Origin of the sequence: Chryseobacterium candidae (genome assembly GCF_004916905.1) — a bacterium.
In the GTDB taxonomy this organism is placed as follows: domain Bacteria; phylum Bacteroidota; class Bacteroidia; order Flavobacteriales; family Weeksellaceae; genus Chryseobacterium; species Chryseobacterium candidae.
The window spans coordinates 95,959-116,002 of the sequence record NZ_SDLV01000003.1 but is presented as its reverse complement, the minus strand read 5'-3'; the positions used below and the strand labels follow the sequence as shown (position 1 = coordinate 116,002).

At 37.0% G+C, this 20,044-nt stretch carries 18 protein-coding genes; 10 read left to right on the top strand and 8 right to left on the bottom strand.

Translation table 11 applies throughout. From position 1 onward, the window contains the following. The first annotated feature begins 242 nt into the window (after positions 1-242). Genes trhO through EK417_RS01305 form a run of 4 tightly spaced genes read left to right on the top strand, consistent with a single transcriptional unit; the run spans position 243 to position 3,716 of the window. Positions 243-1,604: an oxygen-dependent tRNA uridine(34) hydroxylase TrhO gene (gene trhO, locus EK417_RS01320; protein WP_136521109.1), complete on the top strand. Its 1,362-nt coding sequence runs from the start codon at positions 243-245 to the stop codon at positions 1,602-1,604. 56 nt (positions 1,605-1,660) lie between these two features. After that, positions 1,661-2,905: a peptidase U32 family protein gene (locus tag EK417_RS01315; RefSeq protein ID WP_136521108.1), complete on the top strand. Its 1,245-nt coding sequence runs from the start codon at positions 1,661-1,663 to the stop codon at positions 2,903-2,905. Continuing rightward, positions 2,905-3,135: a ferredoxin gene (locus EK417_RS01310; RefSeq protein ID WP_076597023.1), complete on the top strand. Its 231-nt coding sequence runs from the start codon at positions 2,905-2,907 to the stop codon at positions 3,133-3,135. Before EK417_RS01315 ends, EK417_RS01310 begins: the two co-directional genes overlap by 1 nt. Before the next feature lie 5 nt (positions 3,136-3,140). Continuing rightward, entirely contained in the window at positions 3,141-3,716 is a 576-nt protein-coding gene (locus EK417_RS01305) for a 5-formyltetrahydrofolate cyclo-ligase (protein WP_136521107.1), read from the top strand. On the opposite strand, the gene EK417_RS01300 is transcribed toward EK417_RS01305, so the two are convergent. Both EK417_RS01300 and EK417_RS01295 read right to left on the bottom strand, forming a co-directional pair. Then, positions 3,665-4,246: a hypothetical protein gene (locus tag EK417_RS01300; protein ID WP_110366442.1), complete on the bottom strand. Its 582-nt coding sequence runs from the start codon at positions 4,244-4,246 to the stop codon at positions 3,665-3,667. The genes EK417_RS01305 and EK417_RS01300 overlap by 52 nt on opposite strands. Then, complete coding sequence (locus EK417_RS01295; protein ID WP_136521106.1) at positions 4,230-5,411, bottom strand: hypothetical protein; 1,182 nt, start codon at positions 5,409-5,411, stop codon at positions 4,230-4,232. Before EK417_RS01295 ends, EK417_RS01300 begins: the two co-directional genes overlap by 17 nt. A gap of 183 nt (positions 5,412-5,594) precedes the next feature. On the opposite strand from EK417_RS01295, the gene EK417_RS01290 reads away from it, so the two are divergent. Beyond that, the gene (locus tag EK417_RS01290; protein ID WP_136521105.1) at positions 5,595-5,912 is read left to right on the top strand and encodes a hypothetical protein; all 318 of its coding nucleotides are present in this window, start codon (positions 5,595-5,597) and stop codon (positions 5,910-5,912) included. Between the two features lie 121 nt (positions 5,913-6,033). On the opposite strand, the gene EK417_RS01285 is transcribed toward EK417_RS01290, so the two are convergent. Together EK417_RS01285 and EK417_RS01280 are read right to left on the bottom strand one after the other, a co-directional pair. Then, positions 6,034-6,801 (bottom strand): TrmH family RNA methyltransferase, encoded by a 768-nt coding sequence (locus EK417_RS01285; RefSeq protein ID WP_110366440.1) that lies wholly within the window; start codon positions 6,799-6,801, stop codon positions 6,034-6,036. Positions 6,802-7,005: 204 nt separating this feature from the next. After that, positions 7,006-8,511 carry a DNA recombination protein RmuC gene (locus tag EK417_RS01280; RefSeq protein ID WP_136521104.1) on the bottom strand — a complete coding sequence of 502 codons (1,506 nt, stop codon included), beginning with the start codon at positions 8,509-8,511 and terminating at the stop codon, positions 7,006-7,008. Positions 8,512-8,693: 182 nt separating this feature from the next. On the opposite strand from EK417_RS01280, the gene EK417_RS01275 reads away from it, so the two are divergent. The 5 genes from EK417_RS01275 (at position 8,694) to EK417_RS01255 (ending at position 16,373) form a co-directional block, all read left to right on the top strand. Continuing rightward, positions 8,694-9,368, top strand: coding sequence for a response regulator transcription factor (locus EK417_RS01275; protein ID WP_076597035.1), 675 nt, complete (start codon positions 8,694-8,696; stop codon positions 9,366-9,368). Positions 9,369-9,370: 2 nt separating this feature from the next. Further along, positions 9,371-10,735 carry a HAMP domain-containing sensor histidine kinase gene (locus EK417_RS01270; protein ID WP_136521103.1) on the top strand — a complete coding sequence of 455 codons (1,365 nt, stop codon included), beginning with the start codon at positions 9,371-9,373 and terminating at the stop codon, positions 10,733-10,735. A 146-nt stretch (positions 10,736-10,881) separates the two neighbouring features. Continuing rightward, positions 10,882-12,156 (top strand): TolC family protein, encoded by a 1,275-nt coding sequence (locus tag EK417_RS01265; RefSeq protein ID WP_228457867.1) that lies wholly within the window; start codon positions 10,882-10,884, stop codon positions 12,154-12,156. A gap of 3 nt (positions 12,157-12,159) precedes the next feature. Beyond that, on the top strand, positions 12,160-13,275 hold the full coding sequence (locus EK417_RS01260) for an efflux RND transporter periplasmic adaptor subunit (RefSeq protein ID WP_076597014.1): 1,116 nt from the start codon (positions 12,160-12,162) through the stop codon (positions 13,273-13,275). Continuing rightward, positions 13,275-16,373, top strand: a complete 3,099-nt coding sequence (locus EK417_RS01255) for an efflux RND transporter permease subunit (protein ID WP_136521101.1) — start codon at positions 13,275-13,277, stop codon at positions 16,371-16,373. Before EK417_RS01260 ends, EK417_RS01255 begins: the two co-directional genes overlap by 1 nt. A 57-nt stretch (positions 16,374-16,430) precedes the next feature. On the opposite strand, the gene EK417_RS01250 is transcribed toward EK417_RS01255, so the two are convergent. The 4 genes from EK417_RS01250 to EK417_RS01235 form a co-directional block, all read right to left on the bottom strand. After that, positions 16,431-17,186 carry a DUF5995 family protein gene (locus EK417_RS01250; protein WP_136521100.1) on the bottom strand — a complete coding sequence of 252 codons (756 nt, stop codon included), beginning with the start codon at positions 17,184-17,186 and terminating at the stop codon, positions 16,431-16,433. Positions 17,187-17,258: 72 nt separating this feature from the next. Next, positions 17,259-17,495, bottom strand: coding sequence for a hypothetical protein (locus EK417_RS01245; protein ID WP_136521099.1), 237 nt, complete (start codon positions 17,493-17,495; stop codon positions 17,259-17,261). Between the two features lie 235 nt (positions 17,496-17,730). Continuing rightward, a complete protein-coding gene (locus EK417_RS01240) occupies positions 17,731-19,326 on the bottom strand; it encodes a GEVED domain-containing protein (protein ID WP_136521098.1) in 1,596 nt (531 codons plus the stop codon). A 182-nt stretch (positions 19,327-19,508) separates the two neighbouring features. Continuing rightward, positions 19,509-20,042 (bottom strand): YciI family protein, encoded by a 534-nt coding sequence (locus EK417_RS01235; protein WP_228457866.1) that lies wholly within the window; start codon positions 20,040-20,042, stop codon positions 19,509-19,511. Positions 20,043-20,044: the final 2 nt, after the last annotated feature.

Sequence of the window (20,044 nt, the reverse complement as noted above, 5' to 3'; positions counted from 1 at the left end):
ATTTTAACTAAAATTTAACGGCTATTATATCATTTTATGTCTTATGTCATAATTGTTAATGTCAGAGTTAACAAAACTTAAAAAAAAATTAAAGAAAATATGGCAGAATCATGATGTAAAGTGATTTCTTTTTCATTGCAGACAGGTCATTACTTACTATTCTTGATTTGTGTCATAAATATACTTAATTCAAAAATTATTACCTTTGCAAAAATTTTATTCTCACTTAAAACGTTTATAGCATGCAACTGTATAACACCTTAAGCGCAGAAGAAAGAGCTCAACTTATTGATGAAGCCGGTAAAGACCGTCTTACTTTGTCTTTCTATGCGTATGCCAAAATTGAAGATCCCAAAAAATTTCGCGACGAATTATTTATAGCCTGGAATGCACTGGATGCACTTGGCCGTATTTATGTTGCAACAGAAGGAATTAATGCTCAGATGAGTGTTCCTGCAGATCAGTTTGAGGCTTTTCGTGATACGCTGGAAGTTTATGACTTCATGAAAGGAATCCGTTTGAACGTAGCGGTAGACCATGACAATTACTCATTTTTAAAATTAACCATAAAAGTCAGAAATAAAATTGTTGCTGACGGTTTGAATGACGAGACTTTTGACGTAACCAATAAAGGAATTCACTTAAAAGCTCAGGAATTCAATAATATGCTGGAAGATCCCAATACCATTGTTGTAGATTTCAGAAATCACTACGAAAGTGAAGTTGGGCATTTTGAAGGAGCAATTACTCCGGATGTGGAAAACTTCAGAGAAAGTTTACCTATTATTAACGAACAGCTGCAGGATTTTAAAGAAGATAAAAACCTGCTGATGTATTGTACCGGAGGAATCCGTTGTGAAAAAGCAAGTGCTTACTTCAAACATCAGGGATTCAAAAATGTATATCAACTGGAAGGAGGTATCATTGAATATACACGCCAGATCAAAGAAGAAGGAATAAAAAGTAAATTCATCGGTAAAAACTTCGTATTTGACCACCGCTTAGGAGAGAGAATCACAGACGATATTATTGCACAATGCCATCAGTGCGGAAAACCTTGTGATAATCATACCAATTGTGCCAATGATGCCTGTCATCTATTGTTTATCCAATGTGATGATTGTAAAGCAGCGATGGAAAACTGCTGTTCTGCAGAATGTCTGGATACCATCCATTTACCTTGGGAAGAACAGGTGAAACTAAGAAAAGGGTTACAGGTTGGAAATAAAGTATTCAGAAAAGGAAAATCCGATGCCCTGAAATTTAAAAACTCAGGAGATTTAACTGATAAGCCTTTAGCAAAAGCCGAAACAAAAAATATCCGCCAGAAGATTGCTGTTAAAAAAGAATTGATAGGTAAAGCAGAGCATTACTATTCAAAATCAAAAATTGCGCAGTTTTTAATTGAGCATAAAGATCTGTCAGTTGGAGATAAAGTATTAATTTCAGGTCCTACAACAGGAGAGCAGGAGGTTACTATTACTGAAATCTATGCTAACGGAGGTCCTTGTGAAACAGCAAATATAGGAGATCAGATTACTTTTGCATTACCATTCAGAGTTCGCTTATCTGATAAGCTGTACAGAATTGTACAAAATGCATAATTCCGAACTTTCAATAAATTATTTCTGTTTAATAACTTAGTAATTCCGGACTCAAAATGACAAAAAGCGGAACAATAGAATTGATGTCTCCTGCAGGAGATTTCATATCACTTCAGGCAGCTATAGATAATGGGGCTGACTCTGTCTATTTTGGTGTTGAGCAACTCAACATGCGTGCAAGAGCAACAATGAATTTTACCATTGATGATCTGCCGGAAATCGCCAGAAGATGTGCTGAAAAAGGAGTAAGAACCTATCTTACCCTTAACACCATCATATATGATCATGATCTGTCTATCGTCAGAACACTTTTAGATAAAGCTAAAGAAGCTGGTCTTACAGCTGTAATTGCAATGGATCAGGCTGTAATCTCTTATGCAAGACAAATTGGCATGGAGGTGCATATTTCTACGCAGATTAATATAACCAATATTGAAACCGTAAAATTCTATGCTCTTTTTGCTGATACAATGGTGATGAGCCGTGAATTAAGTATCAGCCAGATCAAAAAAATCTGTACTCAGATTGAAAAAGATCAGGTGAAAGGACCTTCCGGTAATCTTGTTGAAGTGGAAATTTTCGGGCATGGTGCCTTATGTATGGCCGTATCCGGGAAGTGTTATCTAAGCCTGCATTCTCATAATTCTTCTGCAAACAGAGGCGCATGCAAACAGAACTGCCGAAAAAAATATACTGTGATTGATCAGGAATCAGGTTTTGAAATTGAACTTGATAATGAATATATGATGTCTCCCAAAGACCTTTGTACCATTGGTTTTCTGAATCAGATTGTAGATGCCGGCGTAAAAGTCTTAAAGATAGAAGGAAGAGGAAGAGCACCTGAATATGTAGCAACAGTTACAAAATGTTATAGAGAAGCAATTGACAGTATTGCTGAAGGAACATTTTCTCAGGAAAAAGTTGATGAATGGATGAAACTTCTGGAAACCGTATACAATAGAGGTTTCTGGAGTGGATATTATCTTGGCCAGGAGCTGGGTGACTGGTCTTCGAACTCAGGTTCCAGTGCAACACAAAAGAAAGTTTATATAGGAAAAGGGCGGCATTTCTATCCGAAAGCCAATATTGCAGAGTTTGTGGTTGAAGCCTATGATATTTCCGTAGGAGACAATGTACTTATACAGGGGCCCACTACAGGATCACAGGAAATGATCATCGAAAGTATGATCGTTGATAAGAAGGAAGGAGCTGAAAAGGCAACAAAGTCTGATGTGATTACTTTCCCTACCAATTTCCGTGTACGGGCAAGTGACAAATTATATAAAATTGTTAAAGCGTAATGGTCATTGCTACACTACAAAGAGATAAATGTATTGGTTGTAATTACTGTGTTGAATTCGCTCCGGAATATTTTAGAATGTCTAAAAAAGATGGCAAATCAGTATTGCTTAAGACGGTAGATAAAAAGGGCTTCTATACTTTAAAAACATCTGATCAGGAAGCATTTGAACATTTGGAGAAAGCGGCAAACGCCTGTCCTGTGAAAATTATTTCTGTAAGAATTACTTAATCATTATGCTGAAAGCTGAACTTAGAAAAAAATATATCCAAAAAAGAAAGGCCTTGTCTACCGATGAGGCTTTCCTGTTATCTCAAAAGATTTTTGAAAATTTCATTCAGTATTTCAATCCGAAAGAATCGGAGAAAGTGCATGTTTTTATCCCGATTCCGGCAAGAATGGAAATTGATACCCAAATATTCATTGATTATTTTTTAGCACAGAATATCCGGGTTTATGTGCCTAAAATTGTAGCTGATAAGCTGATTGCTATTGAAATTTTTGAAGATACTGTTTTTGAAACCAACAGTTGGGGGATTTCAGAACCTGTTTCTAATGATGATTCAGGGGAAAATTACTTTCATTATGTGATTACACCTTTATTATACTGTGATAAAAAAGGAAATCGGGTAGGATACGGTAAAGGATTCTATGACGGCTTGTTTCAAAGCATTTCTTCCGAGACAAAAAAAATCGGAGTCAATTATTTTGACCCCGATGAATATGTGGATGATGTCTGGGAAAATGATATTCCTCTGGACTATCTGGTTACTCCTACAGACGTACTGTCTTTCTTGAGCGGCTTGGAATAAAAATCTAAAAAGTAGAATTTAAATTCTTTTTTAAGCTTTGATGTAGACAATAAGATGTATTGTGCATTCTTTTCAAAGCTTCCCAGCGACTTGTTTTTATTATCAAAATACTCCACATTGAACTTGGCGTAGTCTAATGTATCTTTTTTATAAAACTCTTTATATACATTCAGATTGCTGACTTTCGCTGTTTTTGCTTTCATGCTGTCCAGTTCCTTCAGCAGTCTTTTAAATGTCAGAGAATCCGGTTTGTGAAAATAACTTTCCATCTGAGAATAAATGACAGTATCTATTTCCGTATTCCTGTTTCCACTAAGATAGAGGGTAGACAGGTCAAGAAGCTCCTGAACTTTTTGTTTGGTGATGGAGTTGATAGCCTGCATGCTATCCATCTGTACGGCAGGATAGCTTTTTTCATTGTTGCTGTTTCGTAGTTTATCGAGGTCGCTTACCTCTGAGGTTTTATTATTACAGGCAATAACTAAAGTCAGAAGCACGGTGAAAATTAAAAAATTACTTATTCTTTTCATCTGTGGTAGCAATTTTAAATTTGATGGATACAATTTTACCTTTGATATCCTTTTTCATTTCTATTACATTCAGGTTTTTCAGAGAGGTTGTTGGCGTGGTTACCAGAGTGATATACTTCTGTTTATCCAGCCTTTCAATGCCATAAGTGTCATTATCATACACCTGATAAATGACTGCATTGCTGCTGATCAGGTTTTCCAGCTGATTTCTTTTCTGCTTAATAAGAGCAACCTGCTCATCCGGATTCCCTCCTTTGATGTCTTTTATAGAGAAATAATACACAGCCATCTTATAATCATCCGGCTTTAGTTCTATTTTTTCTTCTTCAGGGGCATTTTCAAGGCTTCTGTTGACCTCCAGAGGCTCGTAGAAAGGAGCACTGATTCGCATTTTTAGATTTTTATCTTTGCTGGAATAATAGAAGCACTCGCCGGGCTTTATTTTATACATCAACGGAGATTCGTTTTCTTTCACCACCATTATTTCTAAGGTATTGATCACAGAAACTCCTCTGTCCTTATCAATGAAACAATATTTATAAGTTTTCGAAAAAAGTACATCTTTAAATCCTAAAAGACCGGTAATGGTAATCAAAACTGAAGTGACAAGTGCCCAGGCGTTCTTTTTGAAGAAATTTTTCTTAGGCGGAACAGCTGAAATTTCAATCTCATTTGTTGTCGCTTTGTTTTTTGTAAATGTCTGACTTTCAGTATTTGATTTTTGTAAATCAGTGTTTTCCTGGGTGCTTATTTCAACTTTTTTAGGCTGAAATTCAGTTTTTGGTAGTTCGGGAGCTGAAGAAACTGTTTTTTCAAGTTCATCCATATCTTCTTCATCAAAATTTTCATTTTCCTGCAGCAATTCGCCGGCAAAAAGATGTTGCTTTTTGAACTCATACCAGGAGTCATAACCCGCATAAATACTCAATAAATTGAGCATATCTATCCTTGGTAATTTAGTAACCGGTGAAGTTTTAAAATAAGTGTAAAATGACTTTTCACTAATGTTACCTTTCGCTTTTTTTCGAAGGTCTTCCTGAAAATATATAATATCTATACCCTTCCACTTGGATATGTCATCCTGCGAAGGGGTATATTCTTTTAAGTATTGACCCTGAACATCCTTTTTTAGCTGTTCAAAGTGTAATAGATCTAAATCTGTCAATTTTTCAAAAAATAATTAAATTATTGATTATCAGCTATGTTTTTTTGTAAAACTATTTTACAAAGGTATTACAATTATTTTTCATAGACAAACTTTCTAACTGCTCTACCTTTGTCTTGTTCAAATAACAGAACAGAAGAAAATTTTATAAAACAATATTAACAAAATTAAATTTAATTTATTATGAAAAAGTCATTATTCGTAGCTGCTATCGCTGCAATCTCTCTAGTTGCTTGTAAAAAAACTGAAGCTACTGCTACTGAAGGTACAACTGATTCTGCTGCTGCTACTGTAGCTGATTCTGCTGCTGTAGTTTCTGATTCAGCTGCTAAAGTTGTTGATTCTGCTGCAACTACTGCTGTAGAAGCTACTAAAGATGCTGCTGCTGCTACTACTGCTGCTGGTGCTGAAGTTGCTAAAGATGCTGCTAAAGGTGCTGCTGATGCTGCTAAAGGTGCTGCTGATGCTGCTAAAGGAGCTGCTGATGCTGCTAAGAAATAATTCTAGCATACGCTTAACAATAAAAGAACCGTTTCACCCAGTGAAACGGTTTTTTTATGTTTAGTCATTTGCGGGCCGCAGGTGAAGTAATCTCTTTACTATAAAAAATAAGACCAATAGTCTATCCCTTCTTTTGCTTCAGAGATTCATAACACGTAATAGCCACAGCATTACTCAGATTTAATGAATCAATACTTCCTGCCATAGGAATAAGCGTGTTTTTTCCTTTTCCGATCCAGAAATCACTCAGTCCGGAATGTTCCGTACCGAATAATACCGCAGAACGCTGTCTGAAATCTCTCTTATAAAGATCTTCAGCACTTTCGTCCATAATCGTTGTATAGATATTAAAACTGTTTTTTTGAAGGAATTCCAATGTTTCTTCGTTTTCAGCCTGATATACTTCCATCCCGAAAAGGCAGCCAACACTGGATCTGATTACATTAGGATTGTAGAAATCAGTTTTTCCGTCAGCAACAATCAGTGCATCCACTCCAAAAGCTTCACAGCTTCTTAAAATAGCACCAAGATTTCCTGGCTTTTCTACACCTTCAACAATAATTACCGTAGAATCTTTTTTAGGAACAAATGATGAAAGTGAATTTTCTTTGGTATGGTAAATGCCGATAATTCCTTCGGAACTTCCTCTGTAAGCGATTTTTTCATATACCTTCTCACTTACATAATGGATTTTTCCATCGGGAAGAGTTCCTTTAAAGATATTTTCAGAGATAAAGAACTCCAGCGGCTCAAAATCATACTGCATGGCTCTTTCATTTTCCTGCTGTCCTTCTACTACAAAAACTTTTGATTTTTTACGAAACCTGTTGTCAGTAAGAAGCTTAGTGACATTTTTTATTTTATCGTTTTGAAAACTTTCTATCAACATGCTGCAAAATTATGCAAAATTTATGATTGAACTTCTCTGGTTTTAACAAAAATGGTTTTCCGAGTAGTCTCAAATGGAGTTTATTTTTCCATTTAAAAAAAGATAAGAATGGTCATAAAGTCAATTAATAGCCATTTTATTCCGAACATAGCTTGCTCAGAAGAATACTGCTTCCAATAACTAAGGGAATAGCTTTTCTGAGGTTTAGCTTTCTGATGTTTCTGTGAAACTGCTGTTGTCAATAAGACTTTGAGGCAGATCTTTTTTATTTTTAATGCCTAATGATTTCAATTTCTGAGTCTGGATCACCAGGTTGTCATTTCCGGTATGAAGCTGTTTGTAAGCATCATTGTATACATTTTTAGCCTGATCCAGATTTCGTCCTACCTTTTCCAGGTTTTCTACGAAGCCTACGAATTTATCATAAAGTCTGGCTCCTCGTTCAGCGATTTCAATAGAATTTCGGTTCTGATATTCGCGTTTCCAAAGATCGGCAATCAGCTTAAGAGAGGTGATCAGATTGCTTGGATTAAGGAGAAGGATTCTTCTTTCATAGGCATAGTTCCAAAGATTCTGATCCGCCTGCATTGCAGCAATATAAGCAGGCTCACTAGGAATGAACATCATCACAAAATCCAATGATTTTCCATAGTCATCGTATGCTTTTTGACTTAACTGATTAATATGATTCTTGATAGATCCAAGGTGCTGGCTCAGTTTTATGGCATAAACATCGGCGTCGGTTTCGTCTACCAATTCGGTAAAAGCAGTCAGTGACACTTTAGAATCAATGATGACATTTCTTTCGTCCGGATATTTTACAACGGCATCAGGTCGCATTTTCTTTCCGGAAAATTCGGAGAATAAAGCTTTGTTGTCTTCATCGCGTAATTCATGCTCCAGGAAATATTCTCTTCCTTTTACCAGTCCCGATTTTTCAAGAATACTTTCCAGAATCATCTCGCCCCAGTTTCCTTGTGTTTTACTTTCTCCTTTCAGTGCACGGGTAAGTTTCTTGGCATCTTCGGAAATCTGCTGGTTCAGTTCTGCCAGTTCTTTTACTTTTTCTGCCAGGGAGAAACGTTCTTTATTTTCCTTTTCATAGGCTTCGTTAACTTTGTTTTTTAAGTCTGCAATTTTCTCCTGAAAAGGGTCAAGGATATTTTTTAAGTTATTTTGATTGAGAGTTGTAAACTTTTCTGTCTTTTCTTCTAAAATTTTATTCGCGAGGTTTTCGAACTGAAGTTTAGACTCTTCCTGAATCTTGATAATTTCTTCTTTCTGGGTGTCAAGTGATTGTTGGAGACTTTCGTTTTTAGCAGAAAGCTCAGAGTTTTTAGCAAAAAGAGTCTGTTTTTCAAGAATGTGGGTTTCTATCTGAGAAGTCTGTCTCTGATTGATTTGTTTTAACTCCTGAAACTGGATGTTTAAAGAAGAATATTCGGCGGATATTTTAGAAAATTCATTTTTCAGATCATCCAAAAGATCCTGCTGAAGCATATTGGCTTCTTTCTCTTTACTGATATTCTGATGAAGCTCCTGAATTTTCAGATTGGAATTTTCCAGATCAGATTGATTTTTAATAGATAAGGTATTCAGTGCATCATAAGAACTTCTGGAAACCATTGACGATTTCAGTGCAAAATATAAAATAATTGCTCCCAGTACACCACCGGCAACCAACCCAATAATTAAATAGATCATCTCCATCTTCCAAAATTATGAAAAAAGGCTGGAAGCTGTATGAACAATACTTATTGTTTGTTTTAGAATTTTAAAAGATTGATGAAATGTCTGAGACTATTTGGCATAGCTTCATTACTTCTCTCTTCCAGCCTCCAGCTTCCTTTCTTAATTAGAATACCTATATTTATGGGAAATTTCAGAAACTTATGAATATTTTGTTGGTAGAAGATGATCAAAGAATCAGTAATTTCCTGATAAAAGGCCTTTCCGAGGCTGGCTATATTACAACCCTGGCAGATTCCGGGGAAAAGGCGCGTGAACTTCTTCATACCTATGATTTTGATATTATTTTAATGGATATCATGCTTCCCGGACTGGATGGAATGCAGCTTACACAGATTATCAGATTTAAAGGAAATTATACTCCGATTTTGGTTTTAAGTGCCTTGAACAGTCCTGATGATAAAATCAAAATGCTGGACATGGGCGCTGATGATTATTTATCAAAACCTTTCCATTTTGAAGAACTGATTTCAAGAATTAAAGCGTTAACCAGAAGAAATAAATTAAGTTATCAGAAAGACGATCAGCTTTTATCATGCGGCAATATCACCATTGATACGGATCTCCATAAAGTAACTCAGAACGGTAAAGAAATAGAATTTTCCCCTACGGAATACAAACTTTTTACTTTCCTGATGGAGAATAAAAATAAGGTATTGAGCAGAACCCAGATTTTGCATAAAGTCTGGGGAATTGATTTTGATAATACAACGAATGTAGTAGATGTTTACATTTCCTATGTGCGTAATAAGATTGATGAGACAGAACATAAAATTATTCATACGGTAAAAGGAACCGGTTATTTGATCAAAGACTGAAAATGACGCTCAGAAACAGATTTACCCTTATTTCAAGCCTTTCATTCGGCATTGTTTCTATCATTACATCTGCGGTGATATTTTTTGCCTATTATGACAGTACCAAGATTTTCTATTTTGAAAAGCTGCGGAATACGGCGTTAATTTCTGCTATTTATTATCTTGAAAAAGATGAGCTTCCCAAAGACAGACATGCCCAGATCAAAAAAGAATACAACCATCTGATTCAGAATAACAGGGTAGCAGTTTATAATCAGAATAATGAAGTTACTTTTGGACATAATCTGAACGATAAGAATATAAAACTGTCCCATTTACAGGCTGTCAGAAACAACAAAGGAATACAGTTTATGTCTGATAATCAATTCTATTACGGGATTTTTTATCCGGACAATCAGGGAGATTTTGTGGTTTTCGTGAAATCTTCCAACGATTCTTTCCAGTCGCAGATCCTGAGACTGGCTATTATCATGCTTTCGGTATTGGTCATTGGTCTGCTTGCGATTTATTTTCTGAGCAGATATCTTTCTAAGGTGGTTTATAAACCTATTTCCAATGTAGTGGAACGCATCAATAAAGTGGAATATAATAATATCTCTACGGCAATTATTACTTCCACGAATACCAATGATGAGATTGAAGATCTTATTAAATCTTATAATAAACTGCTGGGCAGAATTTCTGAAAATGTGCTTCTGCAGCAGAACTTTATCAATTATGTTTCTCATGAATTCAAAACGCCCTTAGCGGCAATATCCGGAAACCTGGAAGTCTTTGCCCAAAAAGACCGTACACCGGAAGAATATAAAGAAGTGGCAAGGCAGTCATTGGAAAACGTGTATGAGATTGAAAATATTCTCAACAATCTTTTGCTGATGTCCGGAATGACAAAACTGGAGTCTTCTCACAAACTCATGAGAGTAGATGAGCTGATCTGGAAAATTTATGAAAAATTAGAAACCAAAGCAAAAGAAAACAATTCATCTATCAAAATACAGCTTCAGGTAACAAAACCTGCTTTATTGGAATTCCCGGGAAACGAGACACTTCTCTACCTTGCATTATATAATATTGTAGAAAATGCCATCAAATATTCCTATGACAAACCTATAGTGATCACATTATCAGAAAAAAGCAATCAGCTGAATATTGAGGTCAGAGATGAAGGAAGAGGAATTCCGGCTGATGATCTTGTGAAAATAGCTGAAACGTTCTACAGAGGAAAAAATGTAGATACGGTAAAAGGCAGTGGGATTGGATTATCCCTTTCTAAAAGTATTTTTGATCATCATCATATTGTCATGAAAATAGATTCTGCTGTTCATGTCGGGACTAATGTGCTTCTTGAATTTCCGGCTTATTCATAATCGTGTCATTAGTGAAAATATTTGTGTTATTAGTGTTTTAAAAAAGTTCTAATCAAACTCTAATGTTGAACTAACCGAATTTTAATTTTCTTTACAATTCCCTCTAATATAAGACAAATAGCTTTGTGGTCTTAAATAAAAAGACTTTGAAGAAGCTATTTTTTACCCTATTTTATATTCCCTGTTTCAGTTTCTTTTCTGCACAGATTTCAGACACTATGAAAATCAGCAGAAAGGAGGCTGAAACTATTTTTCTTGCTAAAAACCTTGACCTTATTGCGCAGAAGCTTGAAATTTCACAAGCCGAGGCAAGAGCTGTTCAGGCTAAATACTGGCCTAACCCTACATTGAGTATCAGTGAAGTCAATCTATGGAGAACCTATGATATCGAAGAGCAGCCTGCGCTCATCGGAAACTGGGGAAAAAGTACTCAGATTTCTGCCGAGATAGAACAGGTGATTCAGACTGCAGGTAAAAGAAGGAAAAATATCGAACTTCAGAAAATAGAAGTGGAAGGTGAGAAGTATGAACTGCAGGAAGTTTTACGTGAACTTAAGAAGACGCTCAGAAATACCATTACTGAAATTCTTTACAATCAGGAACAACAGAAAATCTATCAGGGGCAGATTGCTTCCATTGAGAAATTAACAAAATCCTATAATAATCAATTAAACCTTGGGAATATCAGTAAAGCTGAATATGTCCGCTTAAAAGCACAGGAAATTGAATTTAAAAAGAAGCTGGTTTCATTGAAGCAGGAAATTGAAGATCAGCAGGTAGAGCTTAAAGCCTTATTGATGCTGCCTTCCCAAACCTATCTGGAGATTTCAGATTCATTTGTTATGCCCGAAAAACAACTATCAGAGCTGGAAGTAACTCAATGGATGGAAAAGGCCAAAGAAAATCGTCCCGACATCATGATCTCGAAGAATAAAGAAAAACATGCTGCTAAAAATCTGGAAATTCAAAACGCCATGAAGACTCCCGATGTTGCAGTTTCTATAGGCTATGACCGGGGAGGAAATATTATGAAAGACTTTATAGGGTTGGGAGTTTCTGTTGATCTGCCCATTTTCGACCGCAATAAAGGCAATATCCAGGAAGCGAAGCTTGAGATTGAGAAAAGCAAGCTTGAGACCCGCAAAAACATGCTGAAGTCTGAGAATGAAATTGTCTCTGTCTTCAGAAACTATATCAGAACACAACAGGTTTCGGAAGAAATTGATGACAATTATGAAGCTACACTCGATGGTTTGCTGGTAAGCCACGAAAAAAACTTCAGACTCAGAAATATCAGCATGCTGGAGTACATGGATTTTCTGGATACCTACATCGGAAATAAAATGATCATCCTGGATACTAAAAAAGAATTGAATCAATACTACGAAAACCTGCAGTATGTTGTAGGACAAGATTTATAAGCTATGAACAAAAATATTACTAAATACAGCGCTGCAGCTTACCTGTCTGCCCTCATTATTTTTACAGGCTGTGCCGGAAAAGTAGAAAATAAAGAACCTGAAAAAGCTTATTGCATCAGCAAAGAACTTAAAAAAGAGATTAAACTGGCTAAGGCAGAAATGCTTCCCATAGAAGAAAGTATTACACTTACCGGAGAAGTAGAAAGTAATTCTGATAAAACAGTTCCTTTTGTGAGCCTTGTGGATGGAGTGGTGATGGATACCTATTTTTCTCTTGGTGACTATGTAAAAAAGGGACAGACGCTGGCCAGTGTAAAAAGTACAGCTGTTAATGAAATGCAGGATGATACGCAGACCTTACAGGCACAGCTGGCTGTTGCGAAAAGAAAACTTTCCTCTGTAGAAGCTATGTATAAAGATGATATTGCCTCTCAGAAAGATTTGCAGGAAGCGCGTTCCGAAGTTGCGATATTACAGTCCAATATTTCCAAGACACAGAAAAATATGCAGCTTTATTCTGCAGGAGGAAGTACGATTCAGATCAAAGCCCCTGCAGACGGATATGTTATTTCGAAGAATATTTCCAAAGGAATGCCTGTTACCGCAGGAGGAGATCAGCTGTTTACCATTTCCAACCTGGATAAAGTCTGGGTAATGGCCAATGTATATGCCACCAATATGAGACACGTTTATGCAGATCAGCCGGTTGTGGTAAAAACACTTGCTTATCCTGATGACAGTTTTTCAGGTAAGATTAATACCGTTTCCCAGGTTTTCAATGAAAACGAAAGGGTACTCAAAGCCAAAATCATTATGGATAATAATGGAATGAAACTGAGGCCGGGAATGTCCGCGGATGTTGTATTACCCATCAACTCACAAAACAAAAGCGCATTGGCAATTCCTGCAAAAGCTTTAATCTTTGATAATAACCAAAGCTATGTCGTGGTTTATAAAAAGGATTGTGAGCTTGAGATAAGACCCGTCACGGAGATTGCTTCCAACAGTCAATATATCTATGTAGAAGGCAATTTAAAACCGGGTGAAAATGTTATTGCTTCCAACGGACTGCTGATCTATGAAAATCTGAAAAACCAATTAAATAATTCCACGAAGTAATGCGAAAATTTGTACAGAATATAGTTTCCTTCTCGTTAAAAAACTCATTGATTGTTCTTTTGGGAACTTTTCTATTGCTGGCTGGAGGAATCTATTCCTACATACATACACCCATTGAAGCATTTCCGGATGTTACCAATACAAGGGTAAGAGTGATTACCCAATGGCCGGGAAGAAGTGCTGAGGAAATAGAAAAATTTGTCACATTACCCATTTCAAAGGAAATGAATGCCATCCCGAATAAAACTTCGGTACGTTCTATTTCCTTATTCGGATTATCTGTGGTGACGGTTATTTTTGATGACCATGTCAATGATTTTTATGCCCAGCAATATGCTTCCAATAAACTCGGAAATGTAGAACTTCCTGCCGGAGCAGAGTACAGCATTGAACCTCCCTCTGGTGCTACAGGAGAAATTTACCGGTATATTATCAAGAGTAAGCTTCCGATCAAAGAAGTGACAGCCATTCAGGATTGGGTGGTAGAAAGAGAATTGCTGGCCGTTCCCGGTGTGGCAGATGTGGTGAGCTTTGGCGGAGAAGAAAAAACATATGAAATAAAAATTAATCCTACGGAATTACACAATTACGACCTTTCCCCCCTGGATGTGTATGAAGCGGTTTCGAAGAGTAATATCAATGTAGGAGGAGATGTAGTGGCAAAAGGTGATCAGGCTTATGTAGTGCGGGGGATCGGTCTTTTGGAGAAAAAAGAAGATATAGAAAATATTCAGATCGAGGTAAAAGGTTCTACGCCTATTTTGGTAAAGCACGTTGCCGAAGTAAAAGTTTCTGCAAAACCGAGATTAGGACAGGTAGGATACAACAAAGAAAATGATGTTGTACAAGGAATTGTGATTATGCTTCGTGGTGAAAATCCAAGCGAAGTCATTGCAAGGCTGAAAGACAGAATAGAAGAACTGAATGGCGGAGAGCTTCCCGGTGATGTACAGATTGTTCCGATCATTGACCGTACGGAGCTTGTGAACACTACCGTTCATACCGTTTCCAAAAACCTTATTGAAGGAATCATTCTGGTTTCCGTCATTGTATTTATTTTCCTTTACAACTGGAGAACTACTTTCATCGTAGCATCAGTAATTCCTTTGGCTTTTCTGTTTGCTATTATTATGCTGAAAATTCAGGGTCTGCCGGCCAACCTGATTTCCATGGGAGCACTGGACTTTGGGCTGCTTCTGGAAGGAACACTGGTTATTGTCGAACACGTCTTTGTCGCCCTCGAGCTTAAAGCGAAAAAGATAGGGCTGCGGAGATTCAATAAAATTTCAAAACTGGGAATCATCAAGAAAAGTGCAGGAAGCGTAGCAAGCTATATTTTCTTTGCCCTGCTGATTCTTATCGTTGCGCTGATGCCGATTTTCTCTTTCCAGAAAGTGGAAGGAAAAATGTTCTCTCCTTTGGCATTTACACTGGGATATGCATTATTGGGATCATTGATTTTAAGTTTGACCTATGTTCCGGCAATGTGTAAACTGCTGTTGACTAAAAATATTGAAGAGAAAGAAAACTTTATTTCGAGATTCTTCAGAGTTAATATTTATAGAATCTACGAATTCAGTGATCGTCACAAAAAAGGATTCATTATTGGTTTCGTTGCCTTGCTTGCCGTTTGTGGCTGGAGATTCTCCAATTACGGATCTGAATTTTTACCCAAACTGAACGAAGGTGCCATCTATGTAAGAGCAACCCTTCCCAACAGTGTCAATCTGGATGAATCTGTTAGGTTAACCAAAGAAATGAAGGAGATTCTCATGAAATATGATGAAGTACAATTTGTCATGACCCAGACAGGCCGCCCCAATGACGGAACAGATCCCACCGGATTTTTTAATATCGAATTTAATATTCAGCTGAAGCCGGAAAATAAATGGAAGAAAAAAATATCCAAAGAAGAACTCCTAGAAGAAATGAGAGTCTCTCTTGAGAAATTTCCGGGTATCAATTTTGGATTCAGCCAGCCGATACAGGATAATGTGGAAGAATATGTAGCGGGAGTAAAAGCACCGCTGGTCATTAAAATTTTTGGAAATGATTTATTTGAGCTGGAAAATTATGCCAATAAAGTAGCCAATTCCATCAGAACAGTTCCGGGAATATCCGATGTGAATGTTTTTAAAAATATCGGACTTCCTGAGCTGAGAATACAACTTCATGATTCCAAAATGGCAAAATATGGGGTGTCCACAGCAGATGCACAGGCGGTCATTGAAATGACAATCGGAGGGCAGGCTGCCACCAAGTTTTACGAACAGGAAAGAATGTTTGACGTAATGCTCAGATTTGAAAAAGATTACAGAGATACACCTGAAAAGATGGGAAATATTCTCATCCCGACTCAGGACAATAAAAAAGTTCCGTTGAAGGAAATTGCAACCATTGATTATCACACCGGACCGTCATTTATTTATCGTGAAGGAAACAGCAGATATATCGGAGTTGGATTTAATATTGAAGGGCGTGATCTGGGAAGTACCATTCAGGAAGCCAAAGCGAAAGTAGATCAGGAAGTGAAGCTTCCGAAAAAGCATAAAATGACGTGGGCCGGAGAATTTGAAAGTAAAGAAAGAGCCGCAAAACAGCTGGCTATGGTAGTACCGATTTCTTTAGTTCTTATTCTGATGCTGCTATACTTTAACTTCGGAAACATAAAAGATACGCTGATTTCATCCATTACCCTGGCATTTGCTTTCATTGGAGGATTCTTGTCCCTGTGGTTTACAGGAACCATCTTCGGGATCTCAGCGGGAATTGGGTTTATCATCCTGTTTGGAGTGGCTACCATAGACGGTATCGTTCTGATCGGAGTTATGAAAGAGAATCTGCAAAACAGAATGTCACTCAAAGAATCCATAGCGCTGGGAGTGAAAAGCAGAATCCGCCCGGTGGTGATGATTGCCCTGATGGGTTCTATGGGACTTCTTCCCGCAGCGATGTCCAACGGAATGGGTTCTGAAATTCAGAAACCGTTAGCCATTATGATTGTTGGAGGATTAATTATCTGTATGCTGCTGTCATTTACTGTACTGCCTATTATTTTCCATTATGCCTATCGCAAAAAGCATAAGGAAGCACTATAGTTTCTTTCATTTTGTTCATTATGAGGCCGGGATCCGTGAGGAAGATCCCGGCCTTTTTTATGAAGTTTTTGTAGACTCCAGAATCTCAATATTTTTCACCACATCGCTGCTTTCACATTTTTTAAGTTCCTTTAAAAGAGCAGGAGCTAAGATCTTCGGATTCAGGATTTGGGTAGCAACTTTTGCTGCTGCATAATCTACAATGCCAATCACAGATTCCCGTAAGAAATTGGGAGTGTTGGAGGCAATGACTGCCGTTGCCCATGAAGTATCTCTTGCTTTTGAAATAGCAAAATCAAGAACGGCATTATCCTTTCCATTGGAAAGTTTGTCAATAAGATCTACAGGATAACATATCTTATTCAGTGAATTTTGTACATTCTGATTGATGGAAGCGATAACATTATTAATATTTTCAAAATCTTTTTTCAAGGGGTTTATTTTCCGGTAAGGCATGATGGAAGCAGCAGAAATACCCAGATCCAGATTGATGTGTGCATTCATTCCCAGAAATATATGCTGTAATATCAGCAGATTTTTGTTTTTAGCCGCTTCAAAAGCAATATACCAGGAATTGGTGCATTTTTCTCCTTTGCTGTAGCTGTCCCATGCCTGAAGATACCTCTGTGCAAATGCAATGTCAAGCAAAGTCATCCTCGGATTGTCTTCAAATTTTTTCTGTTGAATACCTTTCAGAACCTGTGCGGTCATAATTCTGTAGGTACAGGCAAAATATCCAGCCGGACTTTGATTTTCTTTACACCAGATGATGATTTCATCCAGTCTTTTAAGAACTTCCTCAATGGTTTTCATGATGGTTTTGTTTTATTTAAAGATACTAAAAAAGTGAGCCTGAAAGCTCACTTTATGTATTATTTGTTCAGATTACGGCGTTATTATAGCCGGATAAGGAAAAGGTTCAAGAATCAATGGCCTGCACATTGCTGCAGGTTGGCAGGTTCCGCCCATGCATATAAAATTAGTCATATTGGTTGTGCCGTCAGGACATCTGATCATAGCTTCACCATGGCATCCTCCCGGACACTCTGCCGGATACAATGTTCCGCCGAATACATCTTTCAGTTCTGTTCTTGAAAGCTTTGTAAAGTTCATTTTTTTCATGAGATTAATTCTTAATTAGTTTGGTTTCTGATTAACTTATTTAAAATAAGCTGCTTAAGTGCTAAAATCATTAAATTAATTCATTTATTGAAGCAAGATATTTCTCTTTGTTATAATGCTTTTAAATTATAATAATCTTTTTCAAGAGGGATCATTTTATCTAATCATTATGTAAGTAAAAAAGGTTATCTCATTTTGGGATAACCTTTTTATTATTATAAAATTTCTTAGAACTTTACTTTTTAATTGCTTTAATCGCTTTTACAGTTCCATCTTCCATATGAAGATTGATCAGGTATAGTCCTGAATTCAGTTCAGAAAGATTCAGTTCATTGCTTGGGCTAAGGGTTTTGATCTGTCTGCCAGAAACATCACTCACTATAATAGATTTTACGCCTTTAGTATCAGAAATTCTAAGTACATCTTTAAATGGATTAGGGTAAACAGAGATCTCTGTTTTCTTGTTCAGGTTGATGTCTGAAGTAGAAAGTACGTCCTGAACACTTATGGTGTAGTCTTCTGCCTGGCCTTGGCTAAGATCCGCACATGGATTAGATAATTCTGTTCTTACGGAAGTTGTTGAGCTGTTAAAATGATATTTAATTCTCATTCTGGTGTTCCCTAAAGTGGCAGTAGCGGGAACAGCGATAGTTTTATTAACAGTTAAAGGTGTGCCGGTACCTCCTGCAAAATCGGAAGTAACAAAGTAAGATTCACCAGCATCAGCAAAACTTCCGTTTTGATTCCAGTCTATGAATACAGTAAATCCAAATCGGTTGGTGGTGCCAACTGAAGTACCTGTCATACTTATAGGATAAGAAGTACCTCTTATAACGCTGGCTATTTTATTGGTGAAGTTTTCCTGGCCGTTACCTGTATTTGCAGTAGCGCTGGAGGCGTTTGTCATATCACTGAAAACAACATTGGATATAGGATATACACCAAGTTTAGCAAGAAGAGGGCCACAATAAGGAGCAAAAGGATTAGCTCCGGTTGTGAATGAAATTTCCGGACATCCTGTAGCATCTCCTAAAGCATTGGTAGGAGTTACAGTTGCATATAATGTTGTATTTTGAGGAAAAGCACTTGATGCTGTAGGAGTATAGAATGTGTTAAATGTGGTTCCACTATAGATATTGGAGGCACCTGAAGTAGTACCTACTTTAATTTTATAGGATTCTGCTCCGGCTGTTGCTGCCCAGGAAATCTGCTGACGTACAGATGCTCCGGTTGCACCATTTACAGGAGCACTTATAGTGGTACATGCAGGTGTGGCAGTAACCTCCTGTTTAATTTTTACATTATCTATAAAACTGTAAAAATCATAAGTAGTTCCCGTAGTACCTACTGTTTGAATTCGGAGTATAAAATTTCCGTTTACATTGGCACTTTCAGGGATTGTACCTGTATATGAAGCGCAGGTTTGGGCGGCCGAAGTTAATGTAATAGGAGTACTAACCGGTGTATATGTGGTACCGCCGTCTGTAGAGTATTCCACGTTAATATTTCCTCCGATCAAACTTGAAGTATCATAAGCAATTGTTGAATATGAAAAAGAAATATCAATTTTTTTTCCATTGGCAGTTACACTTGCCGGTTTGGTATATAACAGGTTTATAGTTCTGTTGGCAGTATTGGAGCCGTATGATTCAGCACCTATGGATATTGCGCCGTCACAATTCCCTACAATATAGGTAGTAGGAGTTGCGGTGTATCCACCAGTAATTGTAAAACCAGGATAAGTTCCGTTTTCAAAACTTTCTGTGACTAAAATCTGAGCGCTGCCCATTATAGAGAGCGCCGTAAAGCTCAAGAATAGTAATTTTTTCATATTGGTAAAAGTTTTATTTACCAATATAATACTATTTTGTTATAAAACCAAATATTTATTATTATTTACATTTGACAAGTAATTTAATTGTGTTTTTGATCTTAATTTAAATAGTTTTGAGTATTTTGCTCTTTTTGGTTGAAATTACTAATTTTACATTTGAATAGGTGGGGATTAATTATCTAAGGATTTTCTTTCGAAATTTCATCATGATGCTTAAGGTATAAAGGCAGGGCAGCAGAACCATACCAAGGGAAAATTTCATAACTGAAAACGCCAGCCTGAAGTGCAGGATCTGTTTTTACCCATTGCTCTGCTTCTTCTTTAGATTTGGTATTGAAAATAAACATACCGCGGTAGTTTTCCTTATTTTTTTCAAGGAAAGGCCCGGCCACAACAATTTTACCTTCATCTGCCAGTTTACCGATATTAGCCATGTGACCTTTCATAAGCTCGCCCATTTTGGCTTTGTCTTCAATCTTAACGGAACCTGAGGTCAGCATAACGATTGTATAAGGTTTCATCCCATATTTATCGGCTCCTAAAGAGGTTGCCAGTTCCTGATTGAATTTTGGTTTTTCATCTTTCTTTGATGAAGTTTCTGCATTAGCTGATTTTGCAGGAACTCCAGGTTTACCATCTTCACCTTTTGTATAAATGGTACATGAAATTACAGAAAGAGAAACTACGCACAGGATTGCTATTTTTTTCATCATTT

Excerpts from the sequence above, each read along its gene's own strand:
- trhO (WP_136521109.1), top strand. The coding sequence starts at position 243 with ATGCAACTGTATAACACCTTAAGCGCAGAAGAAAGAGCTCAACTTATT.
- EK417_RS01315 (WP_136521108.1), top strand. The coding sequence starts at position 1,661 with ATGACAAAAAGCGGAACAATAGAATTGATGTCTCCTGCAGGAGATTTC.
- EK417_RS01310 (WP_076597023.1), top strand. The coding sequence starts at position 2,905 with ATGGTCATTGCTACACTACAAAGAGATAAATGTATTGGTTGTAATTAC.
- EK417_RS01305 (WP_136521107.1), top strand. The coding sequence starts at position 3,141 with ATGCTGAAAGCTGAACTTAGAAAAAAATATATCCAAAAAAGAAAGGCC.
- EK417_RS01300 (WP_110366442.1), bottom strand. The coding sequence starts at position 4,246 with ATGAAAAGAATAAGTAATTTTTTAATTTTCACCGTGCTTCTGACTTTA.
- EK417_RS01290 (WP_136521105.1), top strand. The coding sequence starts at position 5,595 with ATGAAAAAGTCATTATTCGTAGCTGCTATCGCTGCAATCTCTCTAGTT.
- EK417_RS01285 (WP_110366440.1), bottom strand. The coding sequence starts at position 6,801 with ATGTTGATAGAAAGTTTTCAAAACGATAAAATAAAAAATGTCACTAAG.
- EK417_RS01280 (WP_136521104.1), bottom strand. The coding sequence starts at position 8,511 with ATGGAGATGATCTATTTAATTATTGGGTTGGTTGCCGGTGGTGTACTG.
- EK417_RS01275 (WP_076597035.1), top strand. The coding sequence starts at position 8,694 with ATGAATATTTTGTTGGTAGAAGATGATCAAAGAATCAGTAATTTCCTG.
- EK417_RS01270 (WP_136521103.1), top strand. The coding sequence starts at position 9,371 with ATGACGCTCAGAAACAGATTTACCCTTATTTCAAGCCTTTCATTCGGC.
- EK417_RS01260 (WP_076597014.1), top strand. The coding sequence starts at position 12,160 with ATGAACAAAAATATTACTAAATACAGCGCTGCAGCTTACCTGTCTGCC.
- EK417_RS01255 (WP_136521101.1), top strand. The coding sequence starts at position 13,275 with ATGCGAAAATTTGTACAGAATATAGTTTCCTTCTCGTTAAAAAACTCA.
- EK417_RS01250 (WP_136521100.1), bottom strand. The coding sequence starts at position 17,186 with ATGAAAACCATTGAGGAAGTTCTTAAAAGACTGGATGAAATCATCATC.
- EK417_RS01245 (WP_136521099.1), bottom strand. The coding sequence starts at position 17,495 with ATGAAAAAAATGAACTTTACAAAGCTTTCAAGAACAGAACTGAAAGAT.
- EK417_RS01240 (WP_136521098.1), bottom strand. The coding sequence starts at position 19,326 with ATGAAAAAATTACTATTCTTGAGCTTTACGGCGCTCTCTATAATGGGC.
- EK417_RS01235 (WP_228457866.1), bottom strand. The coding sequence starts at position 20,042 with ATGATGAAAAAAATAGCAATCCTGTGCGTAGTTTCTCTTTCTGTAATT.